This window comes from Acidimicrobiales bacterium (assembly GCA_036378675.1).
Lineage (GTDB): Bacteria > Actinomycetota > Acidimicrobiia > Acidimicrobiales > Palsa-688 > DASUWA01.
On record DASUWA010000027.1, the window covers coordinates 123,506 to 141,076 of the forward strand.

Below are 17,571 nucleotides of genomic sequence, written 5' to 3' on the forward strand. Positions count from 1 at the left end.
GGGCCTCGCTTAAGTCGTTATACTATTCATCGATTTAGCGCCACGGCAACCACGGAGACCGACGTGACGAAACCCTTCAACGGCGTGCGGGTCATCGAGGTAGCGGCCTGGACCTTCGTGCCGGCCGCCGCCGCCATCCTTGCGGACCTCGGGGCTGACGTAATCAAGGTCGAGCCGCCGAGCGGCGACCCACAACGGGCGCTACGCAACCGCCTGCAGTCCGAAGATCCCGATGCGCCGAACCCATTCCTCGAGATCCCGAACCGGGGAAAGCGAAGCATCACGCTGGACCTGGGGACGACGAACGGCCGGAGCGTGCTGCTCGAGCTAGCAGCGACCGCAGACGTGTTCCTGACGAGCTACCTGGAGCCCGTACGACGGAAACTCGCCATCGACGTCGATGACCTCCGCGCCGTCAACGACCGATTGGTATACGTGCGCGGCAGTGGCTGGGGCCCAACGGGACCGATGGCCGAGCGCGGCGGATTCGACCTCGCCGCGGCGTGGGCGACGGCATCCATGGCGACACGCATGAGCCGCGGCGGGGATGAACCGATGTGGCAGCCCTCGGCGTTCTACGACCTGCTCGGCGCCAACACACTCGCCGGCGCGATCGGGACCGCGCTCTTCCATCGCGCCCACACCGAAGAGGCCACGGTTGTCGATGTATCGCTGCTCAACGTCGGCGTGTGGTCGCTCGGTCCCGACCTCATGGCTGCGCCGAGCGCAGGGGCTCAACCCGACCGCGACCGCAGCGGAGTGAGCAACCCCATCGCCAACTCGTACCGGACGTCAGACGGCCGTTGGTTGTATCTCGTCTGCCTGCAAGCAGACCGTTTCTGGAGCGAGCTGTGCCAGCTCATTGGGCGTGAGGACCTTGCGGACGACGTTCGCTTCCGTGATTCGCGCAACCGCGCCACAAACGCTGTCGAATGCATCCGCGAACTCGACGAGACGTTCTCACAACGCACCCTGTCCGAATGGGATGACGTGCTCGCCCCCTTCTCAGGCGTTTGGGCTCCCGCGCTCGAGCCCATAGAACTACAAAGCCACCTCCAGGTCGATGCGAACGGTTACCTCGCGACAGGTCACACGATCACGGGTCGCGAGTACCGCCTCCCGGCGCCGCCAATGCAGTTCGGCGGTCCCGTGCGACCCGCCGGTCCCGCACCGGAAGCTGGCCAGCATACCGAAGAGGTGCTCCTCGAGCTCGGGCGATCCTGGGACGAGATCTCCGAGCTGCGCACCACGGGGGCTCTCGGCTAAGCCAGCGACGCGGGACCCGCGTCGGGGGCACGACCCATCAACCCGCGCTGAAGTGCTACCGCCATTGGTACCTCACTCGTTCCTTGGTGAAGACCGTCGCTCGCTGCGCACGGGCGTCCTCGAGCTGGCTGGCGAGGACTTGTGTCCGGTTCTCGAGGTCGATGGCGGCCTGCTGACCGGGTATCTCGAGCGCCGACCACATAACCTCCTTCGTCATCCAGACGCCGAAGGGGCTGTTGGTGGCGATCTCTGCTGCAAGGTCGGTAGCGACGTCGATGAGTTGGTCGTCCGGCACGACATCGACCACGAGCTGCATCTCCCGTGCCGCCTGGGAGTCGATCAGTCTCCCGGTGAGCATCAGCAGGTGAGCGTTGCCTGCGCCGACGATGCGAGGCAGGAGCCAGCTCGTCGAGATATCCGCACCCGACACGCCGACCTTTATGAAGCTGGCGGCGAACCGCGCGCTGGTCGCCGCCAAGCGAACATCAGCAGCCAGCACCAGGGCCAGCCCTCCGCCGGCAGCAGGCCCATTGACAGCGGCGATGATCGGTTTGCGCAGGCGCCGCATGCTTGTCACCAATCCGGCTATGTGCTGCTGAAGGAGGAAGTTGGCCGGGATGTCCCCGAGCGATTCGCTGTGGGGGGCGTCCCCCATACCTGTCAGGTCGGCCCCGGAGCAGAAACCGCGGCCTGAGCCGGTCAGGATGACGCATCTCACCGACGGGTCCGCATCTGCCTCGGCGAGAGCAGCTGTCAGCGCCGAGATCAGCTCGACGTTGAGAGCGTTCAACCGCTCCGGGCGGTGCATGGTCAGGAGGCGCACCCCGCCCGACTGAGCCTCCACGAGGACCGTAGGCGCCTGCGGGTTCACCGAGATATCGTTGCATAATTCATCGACTTATGGCAAGATCGAGCGGTGCAGCTGGCCGAACACGTCGATCCGGCGCTGGTCCGCGACTTCGACTACCACGGTGGCGCCGCGTTCCTGGTTGACCCCTTCCAGGCACTTGACCGCACTCGCGGCGACCGCGCATTCTTCTCCTCGTCCTACGGCGGTTACTGGGTTCTGACGCGGTCCGCAGACATCCGCGAAGCCTTCCAGCGCCCAGATCTCTTCTCGAGCGAGCAATTCTCGATCCCCGCCGGGGTCTACCCGCGAACCATGCGGCCACTAGCGCTCGACCCGCCCGACCACACACGGTATCGGCAGCCGCTGGCGCCACTCTTCGCACCGGGACCGGTTGCCCGCCGAGAGCCTGAGCTGCGGCGCGTTTGCGCCGGACTCGTGAACAGGTTCGCTACCGCCGGCCGATCCGACCTTGTCGTCGATCTGGCTCGTCCGTTCCCGACGACCGTGTTCGTCTCCATGCTCGGCCTGCCATTGAGCGAGGCAACGACGTTCGAGCGCTGGAACCACGACCTCACCCACGCCTACCACGATCCGTCGCTCCGGAAGGAGGCGGCGCGCAGCATCATCGAGCACCTCGACGAGGTCGTCTCGGCGCGCAGAAACGAAGATACGGGCGACCGTGAGGACCTCCTCTCGACGCTGATGCGTTCGAAGGTCGACGGGCGACTTCTCAACCACGAAGAGCTTGTCGACTACGCCTTCATGTTGTTCGTCGCCGGGCTGGACACGGTCACTGCCATGTTGGGCTTCAGTTTCTACTGCCTCGCGACCCGGCCTGACATCCGCGAGCAACTAGTCGCCCGACCTGAGGTTGTGCGCGGAGCGGTTGAGGAGTTTCTGCGCGCCCACGCCATCATCAACACGGCGCGGGTCGTGAAGGAAGACGTGACATTTGCGGGCGTAAGGATGGGTGCGGGTGACCGTGTGCTCCTGTCGACGGCGCTTGCCTCACGAGACCCGGAGGAGTTTGACCAGCCCGACGCGATCGTCGTGGAGCGCGAGGTCAACCGCCACTTGGCGTTCGGGGCCGGCCCACATCGCTGCGTCGGTTCGCACTTGGCGCGGCTCGAGCTGGCGATCGCCGTCGAGGAGGTGCTCGCGCGGATCCCGGACTTCCATCTGGCAACCGGCGAGCAGCCCGTGATCCACGCCGGTGGCTCGTTCGGTATCGATCGGCTTGTCGTCGAGTGGGAGGCGCAGACCTGACAATTCTGTGATCCCTACTCCGATAAGTAGGGATAGCGGCGGAAACAAGACCATCTCGTCGGTGATGGGGGTTCACGAAGAACCGGCCCGACTTGTCAGAGCGATGCATCTTCCGAGTCGGGGTTGCAACGCCGCCGACCGCTGGATCAGCGCTCAGTATTGGATGTCGAGGGCGTAGCGGAGGGCTTGGTCGAGCCTGATGCGGGTTTCGAGGTCGAGCTGGCCGACGCGTTCCTCGTCGAAAAACGCGGTGGGAACCGTTATGAGGTTGTCACAGCTGATGACGCTCTGATCGGGAAGGCCTCCGGCGGGCCCGATTTCAACCTCCGAGCGGATACCACGGATCGTTCGGGTGATCGGCGCGCAGGTGAGGGCGGTGAGAACAGCGATGGCGGCGTCGCGGGTGAGGACACAGACGGGCCGCCGCCCAGCCGGTGGCCCCAAGTCGGCCCAGATGATGTCGCCGCGTTCTACCACTCGGGAGCGGTCAGTGAAGCCAGTCGCGAAGCGGCGGAGACGATCGCCGGATCTTGTGGCAGCCTCCGGTAGGACTCCTGCAGCGCCCGGTCGGCATCGGCGAGTTCAGCGGCTTCGAGGACTGCGGCGGCGCCGCGACGGAGTAGTTCCGAGCGATTGGTTCCTTTCCGCTCGGCCAGCCCGTCAAGGCGGTCAACGAGGTCGTCGTCGAGCTGGACGAGCACTTCTCTTCGTCCCATCACCATATGCTATACCATATGGTCGCTCCTTCGGACGACAGGGCCCCCGCCGGGCTCGGCTGCGTGACCGCGGGCGACGAATCATTTACCTAGTTGCCGGGCATCTGATGGGCCTCAAATGTAGGAACCTGAGGCGCGGAACACCTGTTCAACTCAGGTGAAGGGATACTGCTTAATTGCGGTCTGTCTCCCCCCCTTTCCGTCTGGTGCCGTCCAAGATGATCCGGTACGTCTCACACGACACGGGGGATGAGCCATGCAGAAGAATCGCGCGTCGCTCGGTCGCCGTCGTTCGTGCCCGATCACTGGTCGGGTCGCATAGTTACGGGCGCTCAGTGATCGGTCCCGGGGAAGCGGGCGGCTGCGCGGTACAGCCTGAGCCAGTCCTCGAAGTTCGGGGGACCCTGCCAGGTCGAGATGATTTGCGCTAGCGCGTCGCGGCGCTTCGGAGCGGCTTCACGGTCAGCCAGACCGAGGGCCTGGCGGAGTTGGTCAACGGTGAGCTCGGTGGAGTAGGCCGGGGTTCCCACTTGGCAACGCCACGACTCGGCGATCGGGCCTGCGTCCACCGCGTCGAAACCGGTGTCGTCGACCAGCTGCATGACGAGATGCTTGCTCTCGGCGGAGTCTCCTGACACTGGCAGGGCGAGTCGGCCGGGCTCACCGGGGGCCTTGCCCTTGTTTGCAAGCGTGGGGCCAAAGATCGGGTTCCAGGCGCGAATGACAGGCCGGCCCCACTTTTCCTGCAGCCAGGCGGTCTCCGGCTGCCCGGCGTCGATCGCTTCGATTGGGGCGGCACTCAGCGGACCGGCGCCGGGTACGGGGTAGTAATTCGACGTGTCCACAACGGTGACATCGCTCGCGATTTTGTTGATGACCGACTTCAATGCGGTCAGTTGCTCGAAGGGCACGGACACGATGAGAACGTCGACACCGGCAGCCACTTCCGCTGTGGTGACTGCCGTGGCCCCCGTCTCGGCTGCCAAGTCGCTGAGCGAGCCCGGTCCACGCGAGTTCGCGACGCGGACCTCGTGCCCGGACGCACGAAGCTTACGGATGAGCGTACCGCCTATCGTCCCCGTTCCAATGATTCCGATCTTCATGACTCTCTAATCTCCATGCTGATTGCTCCTTGTCATACGGCCTCGTCTTCGACCTCGTCGACGGCCGCTGCTGCTGCACTGATCCGAAACACCGCGTGGGGCAATTGACCCTTGCCTCGCGCCGCCTCGAGAGCGCCGGACCACCATTTGAGGTCGTCAAGAGCGACGCCCAGGGCGGTCTCGGTTATGGGGTTGACGGGCTCGCCGTGTGAGTCGAACGCCCTCGCGACCTCGGGGATGACCACCGCGTTTCGCAGGGGGACCATCTCCGCCTCGACGGCTATCTGAGCGAGGTGCTCGATGGCTCGGATTCCGCCGCCTATGCCGACGCTGTAGCCAACGGCCACTACAGGTTTGTTGCGAAAGGCGAAGGAGAGGAAGACGCTGTCAATGGCGTTTTTGAGCACTCCGGGAACGGAATGGTTGTACTCGGGAGTAATGACCAGGTAAGCGTCGGCTTCTTTGATCTTGCGGTTCCATTTCCCCACGATCGGCGTCGAGTAGGTGGGGTCGTTCAAGTCCCCCATCGTTCCAGGGTCTTCGGCGAACATAGGCAGGGGCCAGTCGCGAAGATCCAGGACCTCGACGTCGAAGCCGCCGTGGCTCCGGGCCCGGTCGATCACCCACGTGGCGATCTGATCCGCGGCTCGACCGGGGCGGGTGCTAGCGATGATGATCTGGAGTTTCGACATGGTTGCCTGCTCTGGTCAGTCGTACAAAAGGCCCGAATACCACCGAGGCCGGTGCAGCGGGCGCTCAGTACGGGGAAGGCTCGTTCACCATGATGGTCAGGCCGACGATCTTGCCTTCCCGGAGCGAGAAATAGCTCGTTACTATGAGCTCGTCGGGCAGGTTGGTCTTGTCGTAGGTGCCGTCCCACTTTGCCCGGACGATGATTTCGCCGTAGTGATCGATGATCTCTCGGACCTGCATCGTGACGTGGTCGCCGACGATCTCCTTGTCCATGAGCTTCCAGATGGCGTCCGCACCCCAGATCTCCCGGCGGTTGTCGTTGACGTAGGCATCGGCTGCGAACGTCTTCACGATACGGTCGGTGTCGAAGGCATTGACCGCGTCTATGTACTCGGCGACGACGGGGGGCAGCTCGGTGATGATTTTGGTTGGCAGGGGCAGGCTCGACATCTAGCTGGGTCCTTTCTCGGCGGCACGGAGGTATCTCTCGCCTTGTGCGTTTGGAAGAAGCTTCCTCGACTGGGCGGACTATTGAATCCGTGTATTCCCTAGTCGAAGCTCAAGCCGGCTGGGTCAGCGACACCGCAGTCGCCCACGATGGATCTGGGCAGCGTCACGGCAGCGGAGTCGCCTGGTCACGCCTCGGGCGGGCGGTTTGGGGACGCTCGATTGCTTCGATGCCAGCAGAGATCGAGTAGTTCAAATGGGCACCTGCCGGATTCGAGCGAAGCAACAGATGCCTAGCGTTCCAGTCGGTTACTTTCATTGATTCGATCTTCGAGAAAGCTGAATCAGTGGCTGGTGTTCGCCTACGGCACCAGTGAGAGCGTTCGGTCAATCGTTGAGCACCGGATCTACGTCTGCTGCCTGCCGGCGCCTCAGGTGAGCGTGTCCGCGAACAAGCCCACCAGCTCATCCCAGTGGCGCTCAGCCGAGGCCTCGTTGTAGACCGGGAAGTCCGTCATAGTCCAACCATGCAGCGCTCCTAAGTAGATCTCGCAGCGGTGATCCACGCCCGCGTCGTTCAGCGCCTGCTCAAGTCGCGCTGCCATTTCGGGCGGGTACAAGTTGTCGTGGTCCGCTCCGGCGACATAGACCCGGGCGGCGATAGCGCGCGCGAGTCGGTGCGGGCTGAGGTCGGAGTCAGTGGCCAGGTTGCCGCAGTGGAAACTAGCCGCTGCGGCGATACGGTCAGGAAAGGTTCCCGCCGCGGTTAGCGATATCGCTCCGCCCATGCAGTAACCAGTCGTACCCACCTTGGTGCCGGCCACGTCGTCGCGGCCGTCGAGGTAGGCGAGGAAGCCCTCTGTGTCCTCGGCTGCCCGGCGATTGTCGGTCGAAGCGATCAGGTGCCCAATCGCGTCCGTCGCGTCGCCAGAGGCGAAGACCGCCCTCGGATCCAACGGCTCATAATGCCCAGCCCGATAGAACAGATCGGGCACTAGCACGACATAGCCGTAACTCGCTAGCCGCTGCCCCATCTGAAGGATTGTCGGCCGAATTCCGAGGCCGTCCATGTAGAAGATGACGGCCGGATTCCGGCCCGATCCGGACGGCGTCAACACGTACGCCGGGCACTCGCCATCGTGGGTGCGGATCGAAACCTGCTCGTAGCTCATTACTCCGTCGCCTCCCTGGTGCGTTCCTCGCAATCTATTGTCAGGCGACAAACGCTGGTCTCGCATCAGTGGGGTCCCTAGCTCGGGTGCCCGGCGCGGTTGCTCCGACGAGGCGAGGCTCAGGGGACGACTACGACGACCGGAGCGTTGCGGATGCGGCTTAGACGATTAGCCACTGATCCCATCAGAGCGTGGAGAATCCTCGCGGATCTCCCGACCACGATGAGATCGACGCGGAGTTGATGTGCGAGCAGAGCCAGCTCGGTTGCAGGGTCACCGTGCGCGTGGACGAACTCGATCCGCATGTTCTGTTCCCTCGCCAGCCGTCTCGCATCTGACTGCCGAGCAGCAGCTTCCTCAGCATCCGCTGACTCGATGGCGTGGTAGTCAAACGGAACCCCTCCCACGGTGGAGGCTGTCTCCGCGATTGCCATCGAGTGCTCGGGCGACACAAACGCGGCGATGAGGTTGCCTGCAGACCTGAGCGCTTCGCCACTGGCCCAGTACAGAGCGTTCCACGACGTCTGGCTTCCGTCGAAGCCGACGAGGATCGTCGGGTTGAGGACATCGGCCCCCCGCGGCTCGAACCTTGGCCTTTGGAATCAGGAGTACGGCTCATTGTTTGCGTCTATCCCTATGCGGCGGGATCGCTGATCCGACCGGCGGGTTGATCGGCAATCACGTGCACGTCACATTTGGCGTGGCGTAGCAGCTCGCCAGAAAAGTCGGCGTCGAAAAGCGCCGCAATTTCCGCGTCTCGCGGCGCGCCAATCACAATGGTCCTCGCACGGATCTTGTCCGCGAACGCGGCGATGCGTCGACCTGTCTGCCCGTGAGTTCCGATAACCCGGAGGAGATGCCCCTGGGCCGAAAGGCCCATATTAGTCAGGGACGTAATGGCAGCATTCATCACTGCGCCTGAGTCTGTGTTCTCGTCCCTGTCATCAACGGTTTCTGCCAGCACGTCGACTTCGATGACGTGAACGACTTCCACTGGGCAGGCAAGTGTTTCAGCCAGGGCGCGGGCCGCGGCGAGCACGTCGGTGGAGTCGACTGTGACGTCGATCGCAACCAGCACGGGTCTGGCTTCGAGTGGTTTTGGTCCCACAGCGGAGCTGATGGCCTCAGAGGTACTCGCTCCGAGCCAGCTATCGATTTCCTGCTCGCCACCTTCAGCAGCTGTCAAAAGTGAGTGGCCAGTACTCAAGACGACGATCGCGGCGGCCACAGTCGCTGCTCCGATGTAAAAGGGGACATGTACGTTGACGGCCGCGGCTACCTTGCTCGCGACGTAAGGAGCAAGGCCGCCTCCGATGAACCTGACAAACCCGTAGGCCGCAGAGGCGACGGGCTTCTCCACAGGGGACACGAGCATGACAGCTTGTGTTGTGAGGGTGTTGTTGAGTCCCACGAACGCACCAGAGATGATGACCGCAACGATCAGCGTTGTCCGTGAGGTCGTGAATGCTGCGATGACCAGCAGGTCGAGAGCGAGCAGGCCCAGATTGATGTAGAGGCTGAGCGGCGTACCCAGGCGCGCCTGGGCTCGTGGCGCGACGAACACTGCGAATATGGCCACCAATACTCCCCAAGCGGTGAACACGTATCCCAACTCGTGAATGCCCAGGTGCATCTGGAAAGGCGTGAAGGCTAGGAGCGTGAAGAACCCCCAGTTGTATCCCAGAGCGGTGACACTCATCGTCGCGAGACCCCGGTGCTTCAACGCTTCGATCGGCGCGGTTAGAGACGATGGATGGCTCGGTTTGGGGGTCGGCTCTACCAACACGAGCGTGGCCACCAGAGCGACGGCCATTAGGACGGTGACCCCGAAGAAAGGTCCACGCCAGCTGATCCCTCCGAGCTCGCCTCCCACCAACGGGCCCAGAGCGATCCCGATGCCAAGTGCTGATTCGTAGAGGATTATCGCCCCCGAGAAGCCACCAGATGCCGCCCCCATGATGACCGCTAGAGAGGTCGCGATGAACAAGGCGTTGCCGAGGCCCCAGCCCGCCCTGAACCCGATGATCCCGCCGATCGTCCCGGAGGCGCCAGCGGCCGCACTGAAGGCCACGATGAGAACCAATCCCGCGACCAGGGTTCGCTTACCGCCGATCCGGGTGGACACCCACCCCGTGACGAGCATGGCGAGAGCTGTGACGACCAGATAGCTGGTGAACAAAAGTTCGACCGAGCTGGGCGAAGCCCGGAGCTGTTTGGACAGCGCCGGCAGGATCGGATCGACCAGGCCGATGCCCATGAACGAGACCACACATGCGAAAGCGACCGCCCAGACCGCCTTGGGTTGGCGGAAAGGGCTGATCGCCGAACGGGCGCTCCCGCTCACGACGCCACCTCCCGAGCCGTGGCCAGCTCGACCATGCGAGCCAAGGCCGGCCCAGCTGCCAGCAGAGTTCGGCGTTCCTTGTCCGGAAGTTCGTCGATCAATTCGCTGAACCGCTCCGCGCCTTTCCGTCTGCGTAGCCGCAAATAGCTCTCGCCCCCTTCGGTCAAGGTGACCAGTACGGCTCGTTGGTCCACGGGATCAGACGCCCGCGCCACGAATCCCGACCGCTCGAGACCTGACACCATCGCAGTCATCGAGGGCTGCGTCACGCCCTCGATGGCCGCTAGCTCGGTGATACGGCGCGGCCCGCCTCGCTCCAGCGTCGCCAACGTGCTGGCAGCACTGAGGCTGACCTCCCTCGGTTGGCGAACCGCCATCACCACCAGGGAATGCAAAAGCTCGGCGACGGCGATCGGGGTCCGCGTCTTATCTACCACTCCCCCAAGCATAGACGCCTCTATATAGAAGTGTCTATGGATTTCTGAATCCAAATCCGAGGCATCGAGGGCCCCCACGATGGAGGGCCGAGCTACCCTTGCCGTTGATACGGCGGTGCGCCCCCTACACGTAGCATCTATCCTTGATTTGTGCCGTCAAGGTCGGCATTTCCAGCGGGGGGCTCCGGTACGCAACTCATTGGCCGAGAGATGGAATGCGTTGTGCTGGACTCGCTCCTTGCAGCGGTTCGGCTGGGGGAAAGCCGGTCGCTGGTGTTGCACGGCGACCCTGGCGTCGGAAAGTCGGCGATGTTGGACTACTTGGCGGAGCGCGCGTCGGACTGCCGCGTGGTGAGGGTGACCGCGGTCCAGTCAGAAATGGAGCTGGCCTTCGCAGCCTTGCAGCAGTTATGCGCGTCCATGCTTGATCAGCTGGTGTTGCTCCCTGAACCGCTTGGTGATGCCCTACGGACCACCTTCGGCTTGAGTGATGGTCCAGCGCCCGACCGTTTCTTGGTCGGGCTCGCCGTGTTGAGCCTGTTCGCGGAGGTAGCCGCGGAAAAACCGCTCGTGTGCCTGGTGGATGACGAGCAATGGCTCGATTTAGCCTCGGCTCAGATCCTGGCGTTCGTGGCGCGACGTTTGGGGATGGAGTCGGTCGCACTGGTCTTCGGGGCCCGGGTTCCGAGAGCTGAACTGAACGGGTTGCCGAGGTTGCAGATCGACGGGTTAAAGGCGGATCAGGCGCGGGCGTTGTTGGAAAGGGTCCTGCCCGGGCCGGTAGATGCAGAGGTTCGGGACGAGATCATTGCTGAGACGAGAGGCAATCCGCTCGCCCTCTTGGAGCTGCCGCGCGGGTTTTCGGTGGAGGAGCTGGCGGGAGGGTTCGGAATGCCCGGATCGAGGGAGCTTGCGGGCACCGTCGAAGAGAGCTTTCGACGGCGGATCGAGGTCCTGCCGGCGGACACCCGGTGCCTGCTGCTGCTCGCCGCGGCCGAACCTCTCGGCGATCCGGCTTTGGTGTGGCGAGCCGCAGCCTGGCTCGGGGTCGATCCGGCGGCGGCGTATCCCGCGGTCGACGACGATCTGGCCGAGTTCGGGAAAAGAGTGCGTTTCCGCCACCCGCTGGTCCGGTCGGCTGCATACCACTCGGCGTCAGCCCACGAGCGGCAACAGGCACATCAGGCGCTGGCTGAGGTTACCGATCCGGGCATAGATCCTGACCGCCGAGCCTGGCATCGCGCCCGAGCCGCTATCGGACCGGACGAAGACGTCGCCGCAGAGCTAGTCGGTTCGGCCGGCCGAGCCCAGGCTCGAGGCGGATTCTCCGCGGCGGCCGCCTTCCTCGAGCAAGCCAGCGTGCTGACGCCCGACCGGGCGAAACGGGCACACCGGGCGCTGGACGCAGCCCAGGCCAAGTTCCAGGCAGGCGCCTTAAACGCGGCGCTGGAGTTGTTGGCCGTCGCGGACGCAGGACCGCTCGGTGAGCTCGAGCGGGCTCGCGCCGATCTGGTCCGGGCTCGGGTTACGTTTGTGGCGAGCCGGGGAAACGACGCCCCGCCACTCTTGCTCAAGGCGGCCAGGCGGCTCGAGCCAGTCGACGCCCGTCTTGCCCGAGCCACGTACCTCGAGGCGCTGACCGCCGCGCAATTCGCAGGTCGGCTGGCCGCTCCGGGTGGTTCCTTGCTGGACGTGGCACGAGCGGCCAGCACGATGCCCTCGGACTCGTCTACAGCCGCCGACATCCTTCTTGAAGGTCTCGTTGCGAACTTCGACCAGGGATATTCAACGGGATTGCCTATTCTGGGCAGGGCGGTGGCCGGTTTCAACGGTCGTATGCCCGTGGGCGACCTCGGTACCTGGATGGGGTTGGCGGTAGCCGCGGCTCTGCATATATGGGATGACGGCAGCTATGTGGCGCTCGGCAATGAATGGGCCAAGTCTTGCCGCGAGGCCGGAGCTCTCAGTGACCTTCCCGCTGCCCTCCACACGCTTGCATTCGTGCTTATCCTCAGTGGTGACCTCGGCGGCGCGGCGTCAGTAGTCGAGGAGGTTCGCGTGGCGACAGAGGCGACGGAGATCAACTTCGGCGCGTACGGGGCGCTTGGAGTCACTGCGTTTCGGGGCGACGAGGTCGAAGCAGCGACACTGATCGAAACGAATATCAAGGATGCGTTGCTCCGCGGCGAAGGTGCTCGCCTTTCCGCCGCCGAATGGGCGAATGCCGTGCTCAACAATGGCCTCGGCCGCTACCAAGACGCGCTGGCCGCGGCCCAGCGCGCCAGTGAGAACAGCCGGGAACTCATGTTCACAAATTGGGCGCTCGCCGAGCTGATCGAGGCCGCAGTACACAGCGGGATGAACGAGGCAGCAGCCGACGCCTACGACAGGCTCAGCGAGTTTGCACGCGCCAGCAACACCGACTGGGTGTTGGGTATCCAGGCACGTGCGAACGCGCTGCTAGCCCAAGACGATGACGCCGAGGAGTTCTACACAGACGCGATCGAGCACCTTGGCCGGACACGGATCCGCGCCGACTTGGCTCGCGCCCACCTTCTCTACGGGGAATGGCTGCGCCGCCAGCGACGGCGCAGCGACGCTCGGGCGCAGCTGCGCACCGCGCAAGACATGCTCGACGCGATGAGCATGCAGGCGTTCGCCGAGCGGGCCAGGCGTGAGCTCCGCGCGACGGGCGAGAGGGCCCGAAAGCGCGACGTCAGTACCCAACGCGAGCTTACTCAGCAGGAAGCCCAAGTCGCCCAGCTTGCCCGCGACGGTTTGTCCAACCCTGAGATAGGGGGTCGCCTGTACATCAGTGCGCGCACAGTCGAGTACCACCTCAGCAAAGTGTTCGAGAAGCTGGCGATCACCAACCGTAACCAGCTTGGGCGCGTCCTAACGTAACGGCACAGCCATCGTCCGATTGATTCCGCCTTCGGACGCTCCGACATCCTTCGGTGGCAAGGAGGGCTGAACGAGCACGCAGTACCTCGGCGTAATCCAAGTCAGTCGGCGCCGGAAGCAAGTCGGCCCAGCCGCGTTTCGTCTAAGAGGAGGCAAAGGCGGACCCAGACCCCGGGATCAACTCTCGGTCAGTATGGGGAAGGGGTCGTTCACGATCTTGGTCAGGACGACAATTTTGCCGTCTCAGAGCGATAAGTGGCTTTCACGATGAGCTCGTCGGAAAGGTTGGTCTTGTCGTACGTACCGTCCACAGTTGTGCGCACGATGATCTCGTCGTCGTGGTCGAAGATCTCTCAGGCCTGCATCACCGGACTGAATACTCGCCTGATCCAGCCCCTCGACGATGTGGTTTGAGAAAGCTCGATCTGCACGACGAACACAACGACCGAGTGATGCGACTAGGGACCTGCCGGATTCGAGCGAAGCATCGGACACGTACCGTTGGCCTCGGCTATATCGATCACTCGATCTTCGACACGGAGGATTCATGCGAAGTCCGCGGGCAACAGTCGGGAAGAGGAAGGCGTCATTCTCACCGACCTCGCGAGAGAACAGGATGGTGTGAGCCGTGAGCAGAACAGTCTCCAAGACCGAGCTGGCCCAGGTACTCAGAAGGACTGGGTATTCCGAGGAGATCATTCGCGAGATCAGCGACCAACTGGCCGATCCGATCGACCTCGAGCGTGACGCTCCAACCCTTGTGCGGTACGGCGCAACTCGGGAACACCTCAGCGAAATCATGGGTGCTAACCCCTGAGCCGAGGAGCGGCGCAATCGTTCGAGCGCTCGCGAGCTTTCTCCTTTGCAGCTAACCCGATGTCACATATAACCCGGCCCTCCCACGCTTCTCGGGCTCCAAGGGGTCACAGGATCGTGTGGCCAAATAGAACCATTCCCGCGGGGGTTGACCACGAAGAGCCGTTGCTGGCGGCCCTGGAAGGAACGTGATGCTGAAGGTCCACCTAGACGACACCCAACAAGGGTTAAAAGTATTGACACCCGTTGGTGAACTCGACGCGTTCACCGTAAGCCGATTCCGTCAGGAGGTTGCCCAGATCGCCGGCGGGAGTTACGTTGTCATCGACATGTCCTCAGTCCGATTTCTGGACTCACCAGGGCTGGGCGCAGTCATAGGTGCGATTCGTCGAGTGAGGGAACTCGGTGGTGACGTAGCGGTCGCTTGCAACCGCCCATCAGTCGAACGCGTGCTTCGCACAACCGGCTTCGATGGGATAGTAACCATTACCCAGACCGTCGAGGACGCCGCCGCATCTCTTGGAATAGTGACACTAAGAAACGGAGAGCGCTCGCTCTAGCCCAGATGAACAGTGGCGGGGACCGTGTACATCTGAGAGGCAGATGTGCGATCCCCGTTAAGCCACCATGGGAGCTTGAATCGCGCCACAGGAAGAAGGGTTGCTCCGGCGTGCTACATCGTCAAGCGCAGCCAGCAGAGGCTTCCGAAATCGCTCGGGCCTCAAGGAGCACACCGCATGGTCCCCCTCGACCCGAAACAAGGAGCAGTCGGGGATGGACAACGCCAGTTGCAACTGGCGAGCGGGAGGAACCAGGTGGTCGCGGGTGGTCATGACCACCGCCGAAGGTGCCGAGATCGAGCTCAACCAGGCATCGGCCTGGTACTCGCGAAGGGCGATGGCAGCCTGGCACAGGGCCACGGGGTCGTGGCCACCCAGAATGCCCGCGAAAAGCTCAGCGAAACCGCCTCCGGCACCGACCCATCGCTCGCCGAGCATGTTCCGCCAGGCTTCCGAACCCATCGGGGACACCAAGCCGGCCGCGCGTCTGAGGCTCCCGACGGCTGAGAGGACGACATGCTCGCGTTTGGTCTCGGCGAAAGAGCTAGCCGTGGAGCACAAGACCAGGCCAGCCACGAACTCCGGGTATCGTCGCCACATCAATGTGGCGACCGGCCCCCCGAGCGAATAGCCGACCACAATCGACGGTCCCCTGCCCAGGGTGGCTAGGAGCGCAGCAGCATCGTCAGCGCACGCCTCGAGCGAGAACCTGCCTCGAACCCCGCCGCCGTGGCCTCGTAGGTCAGGAGCGATGACCTCATAGTGGACGGCCAGCGCGGGGTAACACGGGCTCCAATTGAGATCTGCCGTCGCCGTCCAGCCGTGGAGCAATAGCACTGTCGGAGCACCCTCCGGACCAGCGATATGACGGAACCGGCAACGGCCCCTCCCGGCAAGGACCACGTTCCGCAGGACGGAGTCCGGCCGAACGGGTTGCCGGCGGAATGCCGGAGACACGACTTCCGTCGGTCCGCTCGGATCGGCCAGTCCTTGATCCCGTTCGAGGAGTCCTCTTGGGTCAAATCCCATGAGAGGAGCATGAACCACACCGACGCCGCTCGCATCGGTGACCTCCCCAGCGGAGGTACCGGGTCTTCCGGCGGCAAGGTTCGACTTCGGCCGGCCCATGTGATCCCGGCGCCAGCCATACTCCGTTCGGTCGTCTCGGGTCGGCAGTCAATGTCCGGTCGGAGAGCCCTCGGCTAGCGACCACTCCTGCCATGCCCGTGTAGAGAGTCACGGTTGTGAATGCGCCGACTCCGGCCGCGAAACGGGGTCGCGCCAGGTGCCGTCTCTGCTCGCTGTGGGCGGTCAGTTCAAGGAAGCCCTCGATCACTGCCGCTGCGAGAATGATGATCGCTACGCGGTCACTGAGACGCTCGATGCGTCAAACCAATGGCTGCAACTCGCCTGTACGCAGATGGAGCTTGTGTCCCGTCGTGCGAAACGGCTGCGTGTAGCTGTCCTAGGGATGCAATGGATCGTTGCAGCCGCTCCCATTCCTCCTGGCTTCAACGAGCAGATCGTCCTACCGAAGGCAACCGGAGACTAGGGACCTTACTGATGCAATCCCGTCCGGCGACGTCGAGAATGTAACGCAGTCAGCACCAGGAACGAACGGCTGACCTCCATAGAGATTGATTGATGACTGTGGTCGACATTGTCGTCGGCGGGACATGAAGGTCTGGTGGTTGCTTGTAGCTGTACGAGATCCGCCCGCTCAGATGTTGGGAAAGAGGAATCTGATGAATGAAAACGGCGGCAACCGTATAGCGATTCTGGGGGCTTGTCCGGGGAGAGATCGGATATGGGTGTGATCGTAACGGCTTGGGCGCGGTGCTTCCGATCGGGACTGGCTCTTGTGTGCGGCTTAGGAGCCGCAGCCGCATACACGCTGTGGCAGCTAGTCGTCGAGCAGAAGTTCTTCTTACACACCGTGTTCGTGGGGCGGATCAGCGGGTCAGCGGCGCAACGTCTACCGCTGGGGTACTGGAACGTAGTGCGGCTGAAGTTGACCATGGGCTGGCAGCAGCTCCGGGGCGAACCCGAGGCGCTCAAGGACTACCAGTTCAAGGTGTACAAGACCATCCGCGAGCGTTTGCAAGCACGGGGGGTGCGCCCCGGAACAGTGACGGCAGTGCAGGAATACCAAGCGGGGGACGTAGATCCGCGGACCTTCTACCGAGAGCACGTGAAGACCGGCGTGCCCGCGGTAATCCGCGGCTTCCACAACGGAGACGTGAGCCGGTTCCGATTCGAAGCACTCGCGGAGCAGTTTCCGCAGGTTGTCGCCCAGGCAGTCGACACTGCGGAAGAGAAGATCGTGTCCGTGCGTCTGCGGGAGCTGGTCCGGGACCGGGGCCTCCGGTATGAGCCGCTGCAGGCCTTGTTGGACCAGGACCACGAGTTGCGGTCCTTCTTCGACGCCGACCGGGCCGGGACCTACTTTCCCGTGCTGGGGCTCCCCTCCCGCCCGATGGCTAGCTTCCTAATCCTGGGGCTGGGGAAGGGACTGGCTGCAGAGTTCCACTGCGAAGAGAGCGCCAATTGGTACATGGCGGTTAGCGGATCTAAGCGGTGGACGCTTGTGGAGGCGGAGCACACCTGGTTGATGTACGCCGCAGCTCGGGGTGACGGGATGCGTCGATTCTCAGAGTTCAAGGCCGGCCCCGATGGCACGCCCCAGGACAGTGAGCGGTTTGCGCTCTTCGATTACGCCCCGAGGCTCGAGGTCGACCTGCACCCAGGAGATGTGTTGGTGTTTCCCGCCTGGATGTGGCACAAGACCATCAATTTGGACGATGAGGGGCTGGGAATGACTCTGCGGTTCGCCCCCTTGGCCCGAATGAGCAACCGTTACTTCCGCGCGTTACAGATGATTTCCCCCGACTTCTGGCGCAGCATTGTTCAGGTCGTGGGCGGGAAGATCCGCGGCGACACCAGTGGATTGGAAGAGGCCGGCGGGTTCAACGAACAAGAACTTGCTCTGCGTTGAGG

At 63.5% G+C, this 17,571-nt stretch carries 19 protein-coding genes; 8 read left to right on the forward strand and 11 right to left on the reverse strand.

Going from position 1 to position 17,571, the window contains the following annotated elements; all coding sequences use genetic code 11:
- The first annotated feature begins 63 nt into the window (after positions 1-63).
- Complete coding sequence (locus VFZ97_10470) at positions 64-1,266, forward strand: CoA transferase (protein HEX6393859.1); 1,203 nt, start codon at positions 64-66, stop codon at positions 1,264-1,266.
- 55 nt (positions 1,267-1,321) lie between these two features.
- Here the strand turns inward: VFZ97_10470 and VFZ97_10475 are convergent, their stop codons facing one another.
- Positions 1,322-2,137, reverse strand: coding sequence for an enoyl-CoA hydratase/isomerase family protein (locus tag VFZ97_10475; protein HEX6393860.1), 816 nt, complete (start codon positions 2,135-2,137; stop codon positions 1,322-1,324).
- Positions 2,138-2,182: 45 nt separating this feature from the next.
- Between VFZ97_10475 and VFZ97_10480 the strand changes: the two genes are divergently transcribed.
- Complete coding sequence (locus VFZ97_10480) at positions 2,183-3,382, forward strand: cytochrome P450 (GenBank protein ID HEX6393861.1); 1,200 nt, start codon at positions 2,183-2,185, stop codon at positions 3,380-3,382.
- Positions 3,383-3,535: 153 nt separating this feature from the next.
- On the opposite strand, the gene VFZ97_10485 is transcribed toward VFZ97_10480, so the two are convergent.
- The 5 genes from VFZ97_10485 to VFZ97_10505 all read right to left on the reverse strand — a co-directional run bounded on the left by VFZ97_10485 (position 3,536) and on the right by VFZ97_10505 (position 6,344).
- Positions 3,536-3,859: a type II toxin-antitoxin system PemK/MazF family toxin gene (locus VFZ97_10485; GenBank protein ID HEX6393862.1), complete on the reverse strand. Its 324-nt coding sequence runs from the start codon at positions 3,857-3,859 to the stop codon at positions 3,536-3,538.
- Complete coding sequence (locus VFZ97_10490) at positions 3,853-4,098, reverse strand: ribbon-helix-helix protein, CopG family (GenBank protein HEX6393863.1); 246 nt, start codon at positions 4,096-4,098, stop codon at positions 3,853-3,855. The genes VFZ97_10485 and VFZ97_10490 overlap by 7 nt, the downstream gene beginning before the upstream one ends.
- 332 nt (positions 4,099-4,430) lie before the next feature.
- Positions 4,431-5,201 carry an NAD(P)-binding domain-containing protein gene (locus tag VFZ97_10495; GenBank protein HEX6393864.1) on the reverse strand — a complete coding sequence of 257 codons (771 nt, stop codon included), beginning with the start codon at positions 5,199-5,201 and terminating at the stop codon, positions 4,431-4,433.
- A gap of 32 nt (positions 5,202-5,233) precedes the next feature.
- Positions 5,234-5,893: an NAD(P)H-dependent oxidoreductase gene (locus VFZ97_10500; protein ID HEX6393865.1), complete on the reverse strand. Its 660-nt coding sequence runs from the start codon at positions 5,891-5,893 to the stop codon at positions 5,234-5,236.
- Positions 5,894-5,957: 64 nt separating this feature from the next.
- Positions 5,958-6,344: a nuclear transport factor 2 family protein gene (locus VFZ97_10505; GenBank protein ID HEX6393866.1), complete on the reverse strand. Its 387-nt coding sequence runs from the start codon at positions 6,342-6,344 to the stop codon at positions 5,958-5,960.
- Positions 6,345-6,433: 89 nt separating this feature from the next.
- Here VFZ97_10505 and VFZ97_10510 point away from each other — a divergent pair, with 89 nt between their 5' ends.
- Entirely contained in the window at positions 6,434-6,592 is a 159-nt protein-coding gene (locus tag VFZ97_10510; protein ID HEX6393867.1) for a hypothetical protein, read from the forward strand.
- A 180-nt stretch (positions 6,593-6,772) separates the two neighbouring features.
- Here the strand turns inward: VFZ97_10510 and VFZ97_10515 are convergent, their stop codons facing one another.
- From VFZ97_10515 to VFZ97_10530, 4 genes are all read right to left on the reverse strand, one after another.
- On the reverse strand, positions 6,773-7,513 hold the full coding sequence (locus tag VFZ97_10515; protein HEX6393868.1) for a dienelactone hydrolase family protein: 741 nt from the start codon (positions 7,511-7,513) through the stop codon (positions 6,773-6,775).
- Positions 7,514-7,632: 119 nt separating this feature from the next.
- On the reverse strand, positions 7,633-8,064 hold the full coding sequence (locus tag VFZ97_10520; protein HEX6393869.1) for a universal stress protein: 432 nt from the start codon (positions 8,062-8,064) through the stop codon (positions 7,633-7,635).
- 83 nt (positions 8,065-8,147) lie between these two features.
- Positions 8,148-9,857, reverse strand: coding sequence for an MFS transporter (locus tag VFZ97_10525; protein ID HEX6393870.1), 1,710 nt, complete (start codon positions 9,855-9,857; stop codon positions 8,148-8,150).
- A complete protein-coding gene (locus tag VFZ97_10530) occupies positions 9,854-10,294 on the reverse strand; it encodes a MarR family transcriptional regulator (protein HEX6393871.1) in 441 nt (146 codons plus the stop codon). The genes VFZ97_10525 and VFZ97_10530 overlap by 4 nt, the downstream gene beginning before the upstream one ends.
- Before the next feature lie 150 nt (positions 10,295-10,444).
- Between VFZ97_10530 and VFZ97_10535 the strand changes: the two genes are divergently transcribed.
- The 3 genes from VFZ97_10535 to VFZ97_10545 all read left to right on the forward strand — a co-directional run bounded on the left by VFZ97_10535 (position 10,445) and on the right by VFZ97_10545 (position 14,574).
- A complete protein-coding gene (locus VFZ97_10535) occupies positions 10,445-13,198 on the forward strand; it encodes an AAA family ATPase (protein ID HEX6393872.1) in 2,754 nt (917 codons plus the stop codon).
- Positions 13,199-13,826: 628 nt separating this feature from the next.
- Positions 13,827-14,015: a hypothetical protein gene (locus tag VFZ97_10540; GenBank protein HEX6393873.1), complete on the forward strand. Its 189-nt coding sequence runs from the start codon at positions 13,827-13,829 to the stop codon at positions 14,013-14,015.
- Positions 14,016-14,205: 190 nt separating this feature from the next.
- Entirely contained in the window at positions 14,206-14,574 is a 369-nt protein-coding gene (locus VFZ97_10545; protein HEX6393874.1) for an STAS domain-containing protein, read from the forward strand.
- A gap of 57 nt (positions 14,575-14,631) precedes the next feature.
- Here the strand turns inward: VFZ97_10545 and VFZ97_10550 are convergent, their stop codons facing one another.
- Positions 14,632-15,603 carry an alpha/beta hydrolase gene (locus tag VFZ97_10550; GenBank protein HEX6393875.1) on the reverse strand — a complete coding sequence of 324 codons (972 nt, stop codon included), beginning with the start codon at positions 15,601-15,603 and terminating at the stop codon, positions 14,632-14,634.
- Between the two features lie 256 nt (positions 15,604-15,859).
- Here VFZ97_10550 and VFZ97_10555 point away from each other — a divergent pair, with 256 nt between their 5' ends.
- Both VFZ97_10555 and VFZ97_10560 read left to right on the forward strand, forming a co-directional pair.
- Positions 15,860-16,126 (forward strand): hypothetical protein, encoded by a 267-nt coding sequence (locus VFZ97_10555; protein HEX6393876.1) that lies wholly within the window; start codon positions 15,860-15,862, stop codon positions 16,124-16,126.
- Between the two features lie 261 nt (positions 16,127-16,387).
- Complete coding sequence (locus VFZ97_10560; GenBank protein ID HEX6393877.1) at positions 16,388-17,569, forward strand: cupin-like domain-containing protein; 1,182 nt, start codon at positions 16,388-16,390, stop codon at positions 17,567-17,569.
- Positions 17,570-17,571 lie beyond the last annotated feature (2 nt).